Annotated in this window: 16 protein-coding genes; 7 read left to right on the top strand and 9 right to left on the bottom strand. The window is 71.8% G+C overall.

The genetic code is table 11. The features are described from left to right. Positions 1–34 precede the first annotated feature (34 nt). Positions 35–748, top strand: coding sequence for a DUF1214 domain-containing protein (locus ACW9J6_RS17590; RefSeq protein ID WP_457117789.1), 714 nt, complete (start codon positions 35–37; stop codon positions 746–748). After that, the gene (locus ACW9J6_RS17585; protein WP_457117788.1) at positions 745–1,329 is read left to right on the top strand and encodes a DUF1254 domain-containing protein; all 585 of its coding nucleotides are present in this window, start codon (positions 745–747) and stop codon (positions 1,327–1,329) included. Before ACW9J6_RS17590 ends, ACW9J6_RS17585 begins: the two co-directional genes overlap by 4 nt. A 26-nt stretch (positions 1,330–1,355) precedes the next feature. Here ACW9J6_RS17585 and ACW9J6_RS17580 read toward each other — a convergent pair whose 3' ends face one another. Continuing rightward, positions 1,356–2,768 carry a TadE/TadG family type IV pilus assembly protein gene (locus tag ACW9J6_RS17580; RefSeq protein ID WP_457117787.1) on the bottom strand — a complete coding sequence of 471 codons (1,413 nt, stop codon included), beginning with the start codon at positions 2,766–2,768 and terminating at the stop codon, positions 1,356–1,358. Here ACW9J6_RS17580 and ACW9J6_RS17575 point away from each other — a divergent pair. Beyond that, complete coding sequence (locus ACW9J6_RS17575; protein ID WP_457117786.1) at positions 2,749–3,027, top strand: hypothetical protein; 279 nt, start codon at positions 2,749–2,751, stop codon at positions 3,025–3,027. The two genes, ACW9J6_RS17580 and ACW9J6_RS17575, sit on opposite strands and share 20 nt — an antisense overlap. A gap of 891 nt (positions 3,028–3,918) precedes the next feature. Here ACW9J6_RS17575 and ACW9J6_RS17570 read toward each other — a convergent pair. After that, positions 3,919–4,707 carry a hypothetical protein gene (locus tag ACW9J6_RS17570; RefSeq protein WP_457117785.1) on the bottom strand — a complete coding sequence of 263 codons (789 nt, stop codon included), beginning with the start codon at positions 4,705–4,707 and terminating at the stop codon, positions 3,919–3,921. 7 nt (positions 4,708–4,714) lie between these two features. Next, on the bottom strand, positions 4,715–5,083 hold the full coding sequence (locus tag ACW9J6_RS17565; protein ID WP_457117784.1) for a hypothetical protein: 369 nt from the start codon (positions 5,081–5,083) through the stop codon (positions 4,715–4,717). A gap of 107 nt (positions 5,084–5,190) precedes the next feature. On the opposite strand from ACW9J6_RS17565, the gene ACW9J6_RS17560 reads away from it, so the two are divergent. Both ACW9J6_RS17560 and ACW9J6_RS17555 read left to right on the top strand, forming a co-directional pair. Beyond that, the gene (locus tag ACW9J6_RS17560; protein ID WP_457117783.1) at positions 5,191–6,300 is read left to right on the top strand and encodes a DUF2336 domain-containing protein; all 1,110 of its coding nucleotides are present in this window, start codon (positions 5,191–5,193) and stop codon (positions 6,298–6,300) included. A gap of 229 nt (positions 6,301–6,529) precedes the next feature. Further along, on the top strand, positions 6,530–7,051 hold the full coding sequence (locus ACW9J6_RS17555) for an N-acetyltransferase family protein (protein WP_457117782.1): 522 nt from the start codon (positions 6,530–6,532) through the stop codon (positions 7,049–7,051). A 140-nt stretch (positions 7,052–7,191) separates the two neighbouring features. On the opposite strand, the gene ACW9J6_RS17550 is transcribed toward ACW9J6_RS17555, so the two are convergent. The 3 genes from ACW9J6_RS17550 to ACW9J6_RS17540 form a co-directional block, all read right to left on the bottom strand. Next, positions 7,192–7,536 (bottom strand): DUF1491 family protein, encoded by a 345-nt coding sequence (locus tag ACW9J6_RS17550; protein ID WP_457117781.1) that lies wholly within the window; start codon positions 7,534–7,536, stop codon positions 7,192–7,194. 70 nt (positions 7,537–7,606) lie between these two features. Next, positions 7,607–8,359 (bottom strand): peptidoglycan-binding domain-containing protein, encoded by a 753-nt coding sequence (locus ACW9J6_RS17545; RefSeq protein WP_457117780.1) that lies wholly within the window; start codon positions 8,357–8,359, stop codon positions 7,607–7,609. 79 nt (positions 8,360–8,438) lie between these two features. Then, positions 8,439–9,356: a TauD/TfdA dioxygenase family protein gene (locus ACW9J6_RS17540; RefSeq protein ID WP_457117779.1), complete on the bottom strand. Its 918-nt coding sequence runs from the start codon at positions 9,354–9,356 to the stop codon at positions 8,439–8,441. Positions 9,357–9,657: 301 nt separating this feature from the next. Between ACW9J6_RS17540 and ACW9J6_RS17535 the strand changes: the two genes are divergently transcribed. Beyond that, on the top strand, positions 9,658–9,843 hold the full coding sequence (locus ACW9J6_RS17535; protein WP_457117778.1) for a hypothetical protein: 186 nt from the start codon (positions 9,658–9,660) through the stop codon (positions 9,841–9,843). A 110-nt stretch (positions 9,844–9,953) separates the two neighbouring features. On the opposite strand, the gene ACW9J6_RS17530 is transcribed toward ACW9J6_RS17535, so the two are convergent. Then, a complete protein-coding gene (locus ACW9J6_RS17530; protein WP_457117777.1) occupies positions 9,954–10,643 on the bottom strand; it encodes an alpha/beta fold hydrolase in 690 nt (229 codons plus the stop codon). A 10-nt stretch (positions 10,644–10,653) separates the two neighbouring features. Beyond that, positions 10,654–11,817 carry an acyl-CoA dehydrogenase family protein gene (locus ACW9J6_RS17525; protein WP_457117776.1) on the bottom strand — a complete coding sequence of 388 codons (1,164 nt, stop codon included), beginning with the start codon at positions 11,815–11,817 and terminating at the stop codon, positions 10,654–10,656. Positions 11,818–12,024: 207 nt separating this feature from the next. Here ACW9J6_RS17525 and ACW9J6_RS17520 point away from each other — a divergent pair, with 207 nt between their 5' ends. After that, on the top strand, positions 12,025–12,897 hold the full coding sequence (locus tag ACW9J6_RS17520; RefSeq protein WP_457117775.1) for a 3-keto-5-aminohexanoate cleavage protein: 873 nt from the start codon (positions 12,025–12,027) through the stop codon (positions 12,895–12,897). Between the two features lie 333 nt (positions 12,898–13,230). On the opposite strand, the gene ACW9J6_RS17515 is transcribed toward ACW9J6_RS17520, so the two are convergent. Beyond that, positions 13,231–14,410: autotransporter outer membrane beta-barrel domain-containing protein (locus ACW9J6_RS17515; protein WP_457117774.1), on the bottom strand; the 1,180-nt coding region annotated here is incomplete at its 5' end.

The following is a 14,410-nucleotide window of genomic DNA, read 5'->3' as shown; positions in this document are numbered from 1 at the left end:
CCCGCGGCGCGGATCCGCGCTAGAGACAGCCCCAATGCTCACGGAGAGACTGGCCCGAGCGCCGGCGGAGGCGACCGCCCGCACCGCCGCCCTCCGCCCGGCCCTGCGCCGGGCGGGCGCGGCCCTGCGGCGCTCGCCCCTCAACCCGGGCCGGGCCAGCGCGGTCGGGCTCGTCGCCTACGCGCTGGCGCTCGGCGCCGGCCTCGGGCTTGCCAGCGCCAACTGGGCGACGCGGGGCCCGCCGCCCTTCGGCGGCGTCGCCCTGAACGCCTGGACCGCCTGGCCGCGCCTCGGCTCGCAGGAGGCGGACCCCTACGCGCGGGCGATCCTCGCCCGGACCGGCGAGATCCCGATCGCGCTCGGCGAGGGATTGCTGCTCACCGCCCTGCGGGACGACCAGGGCCAGCGCCTGCTGCCGGCCTGCACCTATCGGATCGCCGGGGCGACGCCCCCGGCCCGGGCCTGGACCCTCACGGCGGAGCGCCGCCGCCCGGCCCCCGATCCGGCGACGGACGGCCCGCCGCCCCGCCGCGGCTTCACCGCCACCGAGTTGCTCCGGGACGCCTCCGGGCGCTTCGCCATCACGCTCAGCCCCGCCGTCCAGCCCGGCAACTGGCTGCCGGTGCCCCCGGGCGAGGGGGCGCTCCGCCTCGTCCTGCGGCTCTACGACACGCCCGTCGCCGCGAGCACGGGCGTGCTGGAGCGCGAGGGCGTCCCCTCGATCACGCGCGTCGGGTGCGACGGATGACTTCCCTCGGCCGTTTCCTCATCGCGACCCTGTGCGGCCTCGTGCTCGCCGGCATCGTCCATGTCGCGGTGGTGATGGCGATCCCCTACCTGTCGGGGCGGGACGCGGTCTCCCGCACGCGGGCGACGCTCAGCAACGACACCTCGGTGCTGATCCACGCCGCCGCCATGGGCGGGCCGCCCGCACCCGCGGAGGGCGACTGGCTGCCGCCGCAGGATCCGGCCGTGGCGGTGGGCGTCTGCGCCTACGACCTCGACGACGGTCCGGTGCGGATCTCGACCGAGACCGGGCCGCTCTTCGAGTCCCTCGCCCTGCACGGGCGCCGGGGCGCCTATTACGCCATCACCGACCAAGCGGCCGTGAAGGGCAACATCGAACTCGTCATCATGACCCGCCGTCAGTTCGACGAGGCGCTGGCGGAGGAGGACGAGGACGACCGCAACCGCGACGTGCGCATCGTGGCGCCGAGCCGCGAGGGCTTCGTGGTGGTGCGGGCGCTCGCGGCCCTGCCGAGCCAGCAGGCGCTCGCGGACGCACTGGCGAAGTCGGTCTCCTGCACCATCGACGCGCCGGACGAGTAGGCGGAGTCCCAGGCCCGCCATCGCGGTCAGTGCGTGAGCGTCGGGATGGCGCTGTTGGGTCCGATGCCGCGGGGCACCGGGACCGTGGTGGCGCCGTAATCGGCGTTGATCACGAGGCGCGGCGCGGAGGACAGGTCGAGCCGGTTCGCCACGATCGCCGTGTACTCGGACAGGTCGGCCACCACCTGGTTCGTCTTTACCATGAAGGTAGAGGACGGCAGGTAGATCGTCCCGACGAGCCGGCGCGCATCGTCGCTCAGGACGAGGAACTTCCGATCCCCCGGCAGGTCGCGGTCCTCGGCGAACAGCAGGCCCGCCATGGGTCCTGTGCGCGGCGCGTAGAGCGACACCGACGAGTGCGGCATCAGCTGGGCCGGATAAATTCCGCCATCCTCCTCCTTGTCGATCGATCCTGTGAAATAGAACGAGACATCCGTTCCGGTGAGAGACCCCGGAGAAATGTATTTATCCCTCAGAATATTGCAGATATTTTTCATATAATCAGACAGAAGTGTCGGAGATAAGTAGCACACGCACGCAATTCTCTGTTTAAGATTATCGCTCTTGATCTCTTCGGAGCCGACGATCAGCGGGCCGTCCTTGATAATATAAGTGCCGGGAGCGAGCGTCACCTCGGAGCCGGCCGCGATGATCAGCCCGCCGCAATAGGTGCCCGGCTGGAGCATCTTCTTCGTCTCTCTGATCACTGTCGGGCGGTCATTGCTGTTGCAGGGTCCTACCGCCGGCCGCGCGCGCTCCGCGAGTGGGTCCTTGATCGGCGGGCAGCCCGTGACGGGAGTTGGGCGGTAGTTCCAGCTCGACCCCGCGTAGCCGCCGACCACGCAGGTCTTCAGCGCGCTGATCTGCGCGTTGCCGTCCGCGCGGAGGGCTGACCCGCTGTTCGACAGGCCGTAGATCGAGCAGCCATCCGCGTCGATCCGGGCGCGGTCGGTCATCCGGAGGGTGCTGCTGCCCGACGGGTCGAGGGCGAGGACGCAGATCTTGATCGTTCCGACCGTCTCGGCCGTCGCCTCGACGCCGATGTGGCCGCTGCCCGCCCCGAAGATCCCGCTCAACAGGGAGCGCTTCTCCTGGCTGATGGCGACCCGCACGGCGGTCGGGGCGGCGTTGTCCCCGCTCCAGGCCGGCACGAGGGCATCGCCGCCTTTCGGCCGATAGAGGGGCTGGATGGTGAGCCAGGCCGTGTCGCCGACGGTCCGGTCGCGCATCTCCGGCGGGACCAGGGCGCGCGCCTGTCCGAGCGCCACCGCCAGCATGCGATCGTAGGTCGGGGTGGAGACCTGCATGTCGGAGACGACCGCCAGGGCCGCGCCGTCGACCGCCTGCTGCAGGGTCCCCGCCTGCATCCGCCACGACGCGTAATTGACCGCGAGGCCGATGCCGGAGCACAGCATCGTGATGACGAAGGCGAAGGTCACGGCCACGTTCGCCCTGGCGTCCGAGATCCAGCGTTGCCTGGCGCCCCCTAACGACGTCCTCATTCCTCGATGCACTCGCGCATCCCTCTCGCTGCCCGTGCCTGCCTCACGTTGCGAAAGGCAACTTCCCATAGGGCATTTAATCCGGCCTGAATTTGACAAAGGAACGAAGCAGGTCAATTCGGCGCTGAAATCATTTCAAAAACTTGGGTTAAAAATCGTCAAATATGCAAAAAACGGCAGATTATATTTTTACTGACGTGTATACAGTTTTTATACGCGCTTCATACGGGTCACTCACCGTGCATCGTCGAGTCGCCAGGGCACCACAACATGCACTTCCATGGCTGCAGATAAACATGAATTGTCATTTATAAGCGTGAGATCGGAACAGGATGGCGTCGCGTTCCGTAGTTGTGTGCAGACTGATACTCGCGCGCCCGTTCGTTGGAGATGTCGGGCAGTGCGACGCAGCCATTCGAAACGTGCAAATGTCCGAGGTGTTGTAAAGATCTAGCATTTTATGTTACGTCATTCCAGGACGAATACCACAGCTGAACACTCCGTCTCGCACGGATGTGCCGATCGGCGCAGCCGTCACAGGCTCACGACGAGCTGTCGATCCTGGTGAGCGGGCGGCGTGACGGTCGGGCGGGAGCCCGACGATCCCGTCTTACACCGACGGTCCGGGATGTTGACGCGGCGGGCCATTGGTATCAGTTCGTCACCGCCCCCTCGTCCCTTGCGGACGCCCGCGGGTCCTGTTCTGTGGCAAAGACATTCCACCGCTCCCGATGGGACATCAGGATTGGGGCGGGATCCCCTGTTCCGAGTGGGAGAAGGATAGGCGTAAGGGACGGACGCTTCAGCAAGAAGACGCAACCGTGCCGCTGCCAGCTCGACCTTCGGAGTTCAATTCTGAAGCCGAGCCAACCTACGCGATCTTCGATCGACCCTGCTCCTCTCCCACTGGGGAGAGGGTTTCCCCGCGCCATCATCTCCGAAGCGGAGCGCTTCACATCTCACAGCAACGACAATGCCTTGCGAGCGCGTTCGAGGTCGACGTGCGCCGAGAAGCGCGGGGCGAAGCGCAGATCCGCCGCGGGGGCGTTTGCTGGTCCGCCCTCCGGTTTGATCGGAGAAAGGCCGATCAGCCCTTCGCGACGATGGCATCGCGTGGCGGCTCGCCCGCGGCCGGCGCGAGGCCGCAGCGGGCCTCCGCGTCGACCGGGAGCAGCGGATCGAGGAGCCTGCGGCGCGCATTCAGGAAGGCGAGGCTGCGCTCGGCCCCGACCGCCTCCTCGCCCGGCACCGTGAGCAGGAGATGCTCCAGGGCGAAGCGGTAGCCCGCCTCGCGCAGACGGGCCTCGCGCCGCACCCATGCGACGAGGCAGCGGTTCTCGGCGACGCGCAGGGCGGCGCTGCGCACGTCCTCGTCGTCGAGGGTGCGGATGAAGGGCAAGCCGCGCAGGCGCGTGAGGTCGGCCCGCATCACCCGCGCGGCATCCTCCGCGAAGGCCGGGATCAGGCGGCCGTCCGCCACCGCGTCGTCGGAGAGGCGGCGGTAGCGCGAGACCGGCGAGCGGGCCTCCCCGACCGCCAGCGCCTCGAAATAGGCGGCGGGCTCGGCGGACGGCCCGTCCGGCGGGACCAGCCGCGAGCGGGCGAGGTTGGCGAGCAGGGTGTCGAGATCGGCCCGCTCCCGCGCCGGCATCAAGTAGCGCCACGCGCGGTCGCGCAGCGACCGCTCGTCGTCCGTGTAGGGGAAGGGCGAGATGGGCTCGTCACGTCCCCGCGCCGCCAGAGCGCCGGCGGCATCGACGAGGCTGTTCCACGCGGTGGGCGCCGGGCGGCCGAGATCGCCCTGCTGCACGCAGGAGGCGACGAGCGGCAGCGCCGCGAGCAGGAAGGGCCGACGCAGCAGGCCGGGCATCCGCATCCGGGACTCAGCCGCGCTTGCGGAGGTCGCCCCTGGGCGGCGTGCGGCCGGGCGGCGGAGATTCCAGCGGAGCCGGATCGGGCAGGCGTTCATAGCGCACCCCGGTGAAAAGAAGGACGGTGCCGCGGCGTGGGTCGGCGGAATCCGGCCGATCCACGGGCCGGGCGTGAGCCCTGAACGGGACGATCGTCGCCGTGACGCGTTGCTCCGAACCGCTCATCTCCCCCTCCGGATCGAGGACCCTCCGAGATCCGCCGTGCGGGACGGCGGCGCGCTGACCGGTGATCAGAGACCACGGCGTGGTTAACGGATCGTTGCCGGCGAGCGGCCCGCCGGGCCCGGCCGTAAACCGTCGGTGACCGTGGCCGGCGCGCATCCCCGCTTTCCCCAGGACCCGCCCTCCGCCCTCGCGACAGGCTTAAGCGTCGCTTTACAGGGTCGCTCGTAGTCTCCGGATCTTCGTTCTGCGTAACCGAACCGCCGATGTCACGCCCCGCCGTCGACGCCCTGCCGGACCTCTCCGGCCTCCTCGAACTGGCGCAGCACCGCCGGCTCGACATGAAGCCCGTGCTGCTCCGGGTCCAATCCGACCTGTTCCGCACGGCGCCCGCGCGCGATCCGGGCACCATCCGGGCCTTCGAGGCGCTCGCCTGCGGGCTGATCCCGGGGGTGGACGCGGCGACGGCCGCGCTGGTGGCCCAGAAGCTGGCGCCGCTGCCCGACACGCCCGAGAGCGTGCTGCAGCTCCTCGCCGCGCACGGGGGCGAGGCCCGCGACGCGGTCCTGCGGCTCAGCCCCGTCCTGTCCGCCGCCCTGCTCGACGCCGCCGGCAACGGTCCGGCCCTCGACGCGGTCATCGCGGGCCGCGGCGACCTCAGCCGGGCGGTGATCGACGACCTCACCCTGAGGGACGATCCCGCGGTGGATCTCGCGCTGGCCGGCAACCCGGCCGCGCGGCTCGATGGCCCGGCACTTGAGCGCCTCGTCGGGCGCGCCCGCGGGCGGCCCGACCTCGCCGCGCGGCTCGTCGCCCGGGACGACCTCCCGCCGGCCGATCTCGCCCCCCTCTATCTCGCCGCGGAGCCTCCGCGCCGGCGCGCGATCCGTGAATCGGTGGCCTCCCGGGCCGCCCTGCGGCCGCTCTCCCGGCCGGCCCCGCGGGGCCTGGGCGAGGCCCTCAAGACCCTCGCATTGCGCGGCGAGCGCGGCCGCGCCGAGGCCGAGATCGCCGACGCCCTCGGGTTCGGACCGACGGCCTGGAATTTCGCCGCGCCCGGCCGCCACGATCTCCTGGCCCTGGCCCTGCGGGCGGCCGGGCTCGGCGAGGAGGAGGCGGTGTTCCTGTTCCTGCGGCTCGACCCCGTCCTCGGCCGCTCGGTCGAGGCGGTCTTCGCGCTGACGGAGGTGTTCCGGACGACGCTCCCGGCCACCGCCCGCGACCTGCTCGCCGCGATCCTCGGCACGGAGCCGGCCGAGCGCGTCGCCGGGCCCGAGCAGCACCGGCCCCATCACGGCCCGTCCTCGCCGATACTGCGCCCCGCCGCGCCGGCTCTGCGCCCGGTGCTGCCAGAGCGGACGCGGCGGACGCAGTGAGACCGTCTCCGGACGTGCCGTCCCGACATCGTCTCACCAGCCCGCACGGCCCCCGAGCGAAGCCGGCTTCCGCCTTGCGAGGCAACTGACCGGACATCGCATCAGGCCGCCGAGGCGCGGCGGTTAAGCACCGGGCCAGTCCACGCTGCCATCCCTCGGCCGCAAGTCCCGCCTCGGCGCGGGGGGGTGCCCGCGTTAAGCTCGGCACGAACTGAGCTCGGAGGCCGAGATGCTGCCCTTGATCCGCGAGGCCGAGGCCAAGGACGAGGCCGCCCTGCGGCGCCTGGCCTGGCTCCTCTGGGACCACCACCACGCGGCATGCCCGGAGCGCTTCCGCACCGCCGACGAGATCACGGGCGCGACCGAGCCGCCGCCCCCACCTTTCCAGGTGGCCGAGCGCGTCCAGGTGGCGGACGTCTCGGGAGAGGTTGCGGGCTATGCCCGGGCTGTCCTGCGCGAGGCGCCCCAGAGCCTCGCCTACCGGTCGCAACGCGTGGTGATCCTCACGGAAATTGCCGTCCTGCCGGGGTGCCGCGGACGGGGCCTCGGGCGCGCGCTGGTGAGTGCGGTCAAGGACTGGGCGTGTTCGTCCCGTGCCACGGCGATCGAGGTGCCGGTCTTCGGCTTCAACCGGCCCGCCCTCGCGCTCTACGAGGCGCTGGGCTTCGCGCCCTGGCTGCTTCAGCTCCGGTGCCCGTTGACGGCGGACGATCGAACGCCGCCACCCGCGGTCGGAACGCCGAGCGCGTGAACGCGACGACCGACGTCGGGGGCGACCGCGACGCTTCGGCGGATACCCATCGGCGTCCGGCCGGCGGTCCTGGCGGCAGAGGCCCTGCTCCCTGTCTCTGCTGACGGTGGGCCGCACCTGGCTGAGTGCCGTAACATCCTCTAGCTCTCCACGAGGTCGAGGAAATGCCGCCCCTGAGGGTCGTCGATCTCGACGATCCACAAGTCCGGGTCGAAGCGCATCTCCTTGACGAGGCGGGTCTCGACGTCGGGCGGCAGCGCCTCGCGCAGGAGCGGCTCGAAGCGGCGCACGCCGTCATCCTCCGCCTCGAACAGGGCCTGGGGCGCGGGGCCGTAGAGGTCGGCGCGGCCGTCGAGGCGGTCGACCTTCACGAAGATCGCCCCGGCCTCCGGCGCGCCGCGCCGCCGCTGGACGGCGCTCACGCCCTCCACCCCGCAGCGGCGCAGATGGGCGGCGACCCAGAAATCGGAGCGAAGGCGTGCCATCGACGGGCCTCCCGGGAGGAAGCCCCTGCTACAATGCGGCTGCGGCCGTGCACAGCCCCGCGGCTGCGCCTCACTCCGGCTTCAGGCCCGAGCGGCTCGCGAGTTCCTTGAGGGTGCGGGAGGCGACGTCCGGCGTGCCGGGCAGGCGGCGCTCGCGCTCGAACCGGGCGATTGCGGCGCGGGTGGCGGGGCCGGCGTAGCCGTCCACGGCGAGGGGACCGTAGCCGAGTTTGACCAGCGCCTTCTGGGCGAAGGCGATCTGCGGGTCCGGCTTGGGGCCGCCCGCGGCCGGCGCGGCCTCCGCCTTCTTCACCGAGGGGCGCGGCGCCTCCGGGGCCGGCATGGCGGCCTCCGGCTTCGGGCGCGGCGGCGGCAGGGAGGCGAGGGTCTTCTGGCTGGGCGAGGGAGGCCGCGCCGCGCCCTCGCGGGGTCCGACCGAGGCGGTGGCCTGCATGTCTCCCTTCAGGATCTCGCCGATGGCGTCGCGGGGCGGCTCGGCGGGCTTCGCAACCTTGGCCGGGCGGGGCTCGGGGGCGGCCTTGGCGAAGAGCGGGGCGGGATGGCGCCCGGTCTGCAGGCTCAGGGCGTTGACCGCGACGGCGACGCTGGCGGCGAGGGCGAGCATCGCGCCCGCCAGGCGGGCCGGGTGGCGCAGCAGCGCGTCGACCCGCAGGCGCGGGAGCCGCGCGGAGAAGGACGGCGGCGGCGGCGCCACGACCGGGCGCCGCACCCGCGGGGCGGCGGCGCGCGGGCGCGGCGCCGGCCGGGTCTCGGGCGTGATCGTCAGGTCGGGGTCGCGGGGCCGGGCGGGCGCCTCGGACATCGGGTCTCCTGCGCTTGCGGGGGCCTCCGCGAGCCTAGCCCCTCGCCCGTCTCGAAACTCCTAACCGCCCGCCCGGGCGTCAGGCCGCCCGGCGGGAAATCTCCCGGGCGCGGCTGCGGGTCCCGTCGACGCTCACCGGCGGGACGCCGCGGAGCGTCACCCGGCGCACCACGCGGGGCTCGTCGCCGTAATCGTCCACGGCCCGGTGCACCGTCGCCCGGTTGTCCCAGATCGCCACGTCGCCCTCCCGCCAGGACCAGCGCACCGTGTTCTCGGGCCGCGTCGCGTGATCGTGGAAGATCGCCAGGAGGTGCTGCGAATCCGAGGTCGTCAGGCCGAGGAGGCGCTGGATGAAGTGCCCGACGATCAGCGAGCGCTCGCCGGTCTCCGGGTGGACGTGCACCAGGGGATGCTCGGTCTCGTAGACGGTCCGCGTGAAGACCTCGTCGTACCGGCGCCGTCCCTCCTCGGATACGCTCACCCGCCCGCCGACATAGTCGTAGAGGTTCGTGTGCAGCGCCCAGAGCCGGTCGGCGAGGGCGCGCAGGGGCTCCGGCAGTTCCGCGTAGGCGGCCGCCGTGTTGGCCCAGAGCGTGTCGCCGCCGAAGGCCGGCAGGGTCACGGCGCGCAGGATCGAGATGGCCGGGTAGTCCGGCACGAAGGTCACGTCCGTGTGCCAGGAACTCGCCCGCTCGCCCCGGCTGCCGTCGATGTCGAGGATGCCCGCGGTGCCGGCGAGCGAGGGCACGGTCGGGTGGGGCACGAGGTCGCCGAGCAACCGCCCGAACGCCTCCTGGCCGGCCTCGTCGAGGCTCTGGTCGCGGAAGAACACCACCTTGTGGGCCAGCAGCGCCTGCCGGATCGCCGCGAGCGTCTCGGCCTCCAGGTCGCCCGAGAGCGCCACACCGCGGATCTCCGCGCCGATGCGGCCGGCGACGCGGCGGATGTCGAGGCCAGAGGCCGACGAGGACTGCAAGGTATGGAGCACGGCGCTCATGATGGGATTCTCCCGAGATCGACACACGCGCGATGACGACCTCCGCCGTGCATCGCGAAATGAGGAAAGACTGATGATCGACTGCGCATCAGAGCATGACGCTGCGGGATCAACGTGACATGCACCGTCACGTCTGTCGATGGATCGCGATTTCATATTTCGACGACTTTCGGGAAGGGCGTTCTCGCGCGCCGCGGCCGGCCGCGACGGGATCGTTCGCGGCGGGACGGGCTTCGCGCCGCGGCGCGGGCGAGGCATGATGCGCTCTCCTGCTCGCGGATCCTGATCGAGGTTCTTGGGAATGGCCGATGCCGAGGTGAAGACGCTGGTCCGCGTGCTGGCGGCCGAGATCGGCTCCGGCTACCGGCTGGTCATCGAGACCGACGACGGGACGGTGCTGAAGGTCCGCGCCACCCGCGACCAGGTGGAGGGCCTCGCCCGGCAGCTGACGCGGCTCACCGAGGATGAGGAACCGGCGGGCGGCTAGAGCAGTGTCCGGTCACGCTGCACTCGGACACTGCTCTAGGTTTCTGATGTTTCACGCATTTTCTGCGACGGACCGGTATCCACTGCGTCGGACAATGCGCGCAGGGCCGCTCAGGCGAGGAGCCAGTCACGCAGGGCCCGCGACACCGCCTCGGGCTGCTCGATCGGCGTCATGTGGCCGCTCTCGGGCACCACGACCAGGCGCGATCCCGGCACCAGGGCGGCCATCTCCCGGTGCTCGGCGGGCGGCGTCACCGCGTCGCTCTCGCCGCACAGGACGAGGAGCGGGCAGGCGAGCGCCCGCAGCACGTCGCGGCCGTCCTTCCGTGCGATCCCGTTCTGCCGCAGGAAGACCGCGGGACCGAGGCGCTCGGTCATGGCGCGGATGCGCCCGGCGATGGCCGGATCCCCGCGATGCGCCGGAGCGACGTAGGTCGCGAGCAGGCGGTCGCCGAAGCCGTGGAAGCGGCCGGGCGCCCGCGCCGCCCGCCCCAGGGCCTCCCGGCTCGCCGCCCGGTCGGGCGCGTCCGGCCGGATCGAGGTGTCGAGGAGCGCGAGCCGCGTGACGCGGTCGGGCGCCCGGCGGAGGATCTCCTGCGCCACGTAGCCGCCGAGCGAGAAGCCGGCCAGCGCGAAGGCGGGGGGCGCCGCCGCGAGGACGTCCTCGGCCAGCGCCTCGATCGTCTCGCCCCGCGTGATGTCGCCGACGACAGGCGCGGCCACGTCGCCGAGGGCCTCGACCTGGTCGCGGAACAGGTCCGCGTCGTTGAGGAGGCCCGGCAGGAGGACGAGCGGCGTCACGCCGGGACCGTCAGAACGACCGCGGCAGGCCGAGAACGTGCTCGGCCACGTAGGACAGGATCAGGTTCGTGGAGATCGGCGCCACCTGGTAGAGCCGCGTCTCGCGGAACTTGCGCTCGACGTCGTACTCGCAGGCGAAGCCGAAGCCGCCGTGGAACTGGATGCAGGCGTTGGCCGCCTCCCAGGACGCCTTGGCGGCGAGGTACTTGGCCATGTTCGCCTGCGCCCCGCAGGGCTGGCCCTCGTCGTAGAGCCGGCAGGCCTCGTAGCGCATCAGGTTCGCCGCCTCGACCTCGATGAAGCTCTCGGCGATCGGGAACTGCACGCCCTGGTTCTGGCCGATCGGCCGCCCGAACACCACACGCTCCTTCGTGTAGGCCGTCACCTTGTCGACGAACCAGTAGCCGTCCCCGATGCATTCCGCGGCGATCAGCACCCGCTCGGCGTTGAGCCCGGTGAGGATGTACTTGAAGCCCTGCCCCTCCTCGCCGATCAGGTTCTCGGCCGGGATCTCCAGGTCGTCGAAGAACAGCTCGTTGGTCTCGTGGTTGACCATGTTGAGGATGGGCCGGATGCTCATGCCCTTGCGCTGCGCCTCGTGCAGGTCGACGAGGAAGATCGAGAGCCCCTCGGACTTCTTGCGAACCTGGTCGAGCGGGGTGGTGCGGGCGAGCAGGATCATCAGGTCGGAGTGCTGGATGCGCGAGATCCACACTTTCTGGCCGTTGATGACGTAGCGGTCGCCCTTGCGGATCGCCGTCGTCTTGATGCGGGTGGTGTCGGTGCCGGTGGTGGGCTCGGTCACGCCCATCGATTGCAGGCGCAGCTCGCCGGCGGCGATCCGCGGCAGGTAGCGCCGCCGCTGCTCCTCGGAGCCGTGCCGCACCAGCGTGTTCATGTTGTACATCTGGCCGTGGCAGGCGCCGGAATTGCCGCCCTGGCGGTTGATCTCCTCCATGATCACCGAGGCTTCCGCGAGCCCGAGGCCGGAGCCGCCGTATTCCTCGGGAATCAGCGCCGCCATCCAGCCGGCCCGTGTCAGGGCGTCGACGAACGCCTCCGGGTAGCCGCGGGCCTCGTCGACCCGGCGGTGGTACTCGGGCGGGAACTCGGCGCAGAGGGCGCGCACCGCGTCGCGGATCTCCGGGTAGCGGTCCTGTCCGATCGTCTGCATGCCCGTCCTCCCTGGAGCCTGTCCCGCTGAATTGGTTCCCGGTTCAGCCCAGGAAATGCGGCAAATTCAAAGACCGAGAGCGGGCTTCATGGTCCATCGGACAGACGCCCGCGCCCGTGTCTCAGCAGCGCGGTGTCCACGCCCGCCGCTTCTCCCGTAGAATGGGGCGGCGCGCGGAACAATCCGCGTCGCGGGAGGGAGAACGCCATGCCGGTCTGGATCGAGGCGGCCCTGAACGGGCCCTGGACGCGGGCGCGCCAGCCCGGAATGCCCCTCACCGTCGCGGAGGTGGTCCGGGAGGGGGTCGCCTGCGCGCGGGCCGGGGCGGCGATCATCCACGTCCACGCCTACGATCCGGCGACCGGCCGCCAGAACGACGACCCCGACACCTACGCGGCGATCATCGAGGGGATCCGGGCGCAGGAGGACGTGATCGTCTATCCGACGCTGCCCTTCGTGCAGTCGGCGGAGGCCTTCCGGCCGGGCGCGCTGGAGGCGCGCTACGCGGCGGTGGAGGCGCTGGGCGCGCGCGGGCTCCTCGAATGGGGCGTGGTGGATCCCGGCTCGACCCACCTGGAGACCCGCGAGGAGGCGGCCCGCGCCGAGCCCGGCTCGGTCTACCTCAACCCGGGCGACCACATCCTGCGCGGCCTCGCCCTGGCGGCGCAGTTCCGCGCCGTCCCGAGCTACGCGATCTACGAGCCGGGCTTCCTGCGACTCGGCGCCGCCCTGGCGCGGGCGGTGCCGGGCTGCCCGCCGCCCGTCTACCGCTTCATGTTCTCGGAGCAGTTCACCTTCGGCTTCCCGCCGGCGGCCTACGCCCTCGACGCCTACCTGCGGCTCCTCGACGCGACGGCGCCGGGCAGCCCCTGGATGGTGGCCGGGCTCGGCGTGGACATCCTCCCCCTCCTCCCGGCGGCGGTGGCGCGGGGCGGCCACGTCCGGGTCGGGCTGGAGGACGCGCCGCTGGGCACCGACGCCACCAACCTCGGACTGGTGGAGGCGGCCGTCGAGGGGGTGGCCCGGGCCGGCGGGCGGCCCGCCACCGCCGCGGAGATCCGGCAGGTGCTGCGGGTCTGAGTGCGGCTCCGAGGGACAGCCCGCGCGTCGGGCGGTCAGCTGGCTCGCGACGTCATATCAACCGCCTTCCCCCTTTTCCGGGCGCATGCAGCGTCAGCGGAATGCGACCCGGAAACCAGCGCAAGACTCCGCGAAGCGGCTGCTTTCATCAACGGTTCGGGAAGCCCGGAGCCGCTTCGCGGCAGATTCTCGTGCTGGTTTCCGGATCTCCTTCCGCTGACGCTACAGTCGTCCGGAAAAGGGGAGTCTGTCATCAAGCGGAGGCGCGACCACAAAAAGAGAACCGCACGCGCCCGGGCGGGCGCGTGCGGCTTGATGTGAGACGATCGGGTCTCAGAAGCGGTAGGTGAAGCTGCCCTTGACCGCGTGGTCCTCGGCCCGCGACCCGACCTGGCCCGTATAGGCGATCCCCAGCGTCGCCCGCGCCGAGATCTGCAGGTCCAGACCCGCCTCCGCCACCAGAGCGTCCCGCGAGATCGGGATCCCCGCCGTGATGAAGCTCGGGCCCGTCGAGAAGGCCAGCAGCGCCGTCGGCACCACGTCCCCGAACGCCCGCCGGTAGCCCAGCAGCCCGTGCAGCGCCACCGGAGCGCCCAGGCCCAGGTCGAAGCTGGTCTGCGCCCGCACGCCCGCCGTCAGCGTCGGGATCTCCGACGTCCGCGACGCGCCCCGCAGCGCCGCGAGCCCACCCGTCTCCGCGAACCGGTCCCGGTCGATGCCCACATAGGCCCCGCCCACGAAGGGCTCGATGTAGGACAGGGCCGCCGGCGCCGGCGCGACCGGGTCCTTGCTCACCAGCGCCGGGGCGCCGCCGAACACGAACTTGTAGCCGATCTCGCCGAAGCCCTGGATCGTCGAACCGCCGTAGCGGGCGGTCTCGGTCTCGGCCACGCCCGGGAAGATCACCGCGCGGCGCGTGCGCAGGCTGTCGCCCGCGTAGACCGCGCCCAGCCGCAGCGCGAAGGGACCCGCCTCGTAGCCGCCGTAGACGCCGCCGTAGCCGCTCTCGATCGTGCCCGACTGCACCCGGCCGGGCGTGTCGAGGTTGGTCGACGCGTAGCCGCCGGCCACGCCGATCTTGATGCCGTTCTCCAGCCGCACGTCCGCGCCGAGCACGAAGCCCGCCGTGTCGCGATTGATGCTGACCGCGTTGCCGTCGGTGCGGGCGTCACCGAAGGCGCCGAAGCCCTGGCCCCAGAGCGCGAAGACCTGCGGGTCGAGCACCCGCACCGGCACCGGCGCCACCGGCGCCGCGCGGCCGGGCAGGTCGGCCGTGTAGGTGGCCGGCAGGCTGCCGTAGTCGCGCAGGCCCGAGCCGCCCCAGCGCAGGCGGTCGAGGATCGCCTCGCGCACGAAGAAGGCGGTCTCGTAGGCGCTCGACACCGAGCTGGCGTGGACGTCGCCGGTGGTGGCCTGGAAGGCGGTGATGGCCTCGGGCGTGGTCAGCCCGACCGTGCGGTCGAAGATCGCCGTGCCGGCGCCGCTGGCCTGGATGGCGGTGGCGACGGCGGCC

The sequence above is a fragment of the Methylobacterium sp. JK268 genome (genome assembly GCF_054052225.1).
Note: the sequence above shows the minus strand (reverse complement) of the source record. Positions and strands in the feature narration are given on the sequence as shown.

Coding starts and splice junctions, on each gene's coding strand:
- ACW9J6_RS17590 (WP_457117789.1), top strand. CDS start 35: ATGCTCACGGAGAGACTGGCCCGAGCGCCGGCGGAGGCGACCGCCCGC.
- ACW9J6_RS17585 (WP_457117788.1), top strand. CDS start 745: ATGACTTCCCTCGGCCGTTTCCTCATCGCGACCCTGTGCGGCCTCGTG.
- ACW9J6_RS17575 (WP_457117786.1), top strand. CDS start 2,749: ATGACGAAGGCGAAGGTCACGGCCACGTTCGCCCTGGCGTCCGAGATC.
- ACW9J6_RS17570 (WP_457117785.1), bottom strand. CDS start 4,707: ATGCGGATGCCCGGCCTGCTGCGTCGGCCCTTCCTGCTCGCGGCGCTG.
- ACW9J6_RS17565 (WP_457117784.1), bottom strand. CDS start 5,083: ATGCGCGCCGGCCACGGTCACCGACGGTTTACGGCCGGGCCCGGCGGG.
- ACW9J6_RS17560 (WP_457117783.1), top strand. CDS start 5,191: ATGTCACGCCCCGCCGTCGACGCCCTGCCGGACCTCTCCGGCCTCCTC.
- ACW9J6_RS17555 (WP_457117782.1), top strand. CDS start 6,530: ATGCTGCCCTTGATCCGCGAGGCCGAGGCCAAGGACGAGGCCGCCCTG.
- ACW9J6_RS17550 (WP_457117781.1), bottom strand. CDS start 7,536: ATGGCACGCCTTCGCTCCGATTTCTGGGTCGCCGCCCATCTGCGCCGC.
- ACW9J6_RS17545 (WP_457117780.1), bottom strand. CDS start 8,359: ATGTCCGAGGCGCCCGCCCGGCCCCGCGACCCCGACCTGACGATCACG.
- ACW9J6_RS17540 (WP_457117779.1), bottom strand. CDS start 9,356: ATGAGCGCCGTGCTCCATACCTTGCAGTCCTCGTCGGCCTCTGGCCTC.
- ACW9J6_RS17535 (WP_457117778.1), top strand. CDS start 9,658: ATGGCCGATGCCGAGGTGAAGACGCTGGTCCGCGTGCTGGCGGCCGAG.
- ACW9J6_RS17525 (WP_457117776.1), bottom strand. CDS start 11,817: ATGCAGACGATCGGACAGGACCGCTACCCGGAGATCCGCGACGCGGTG.
- ACW9J6_RS17520 (WP_457117775.1), top strand. CDS start 12,025: ATGCCGGTCTGGATCGAGGCGGCCCTGAACGGGCCCTGGACGCGGGCG.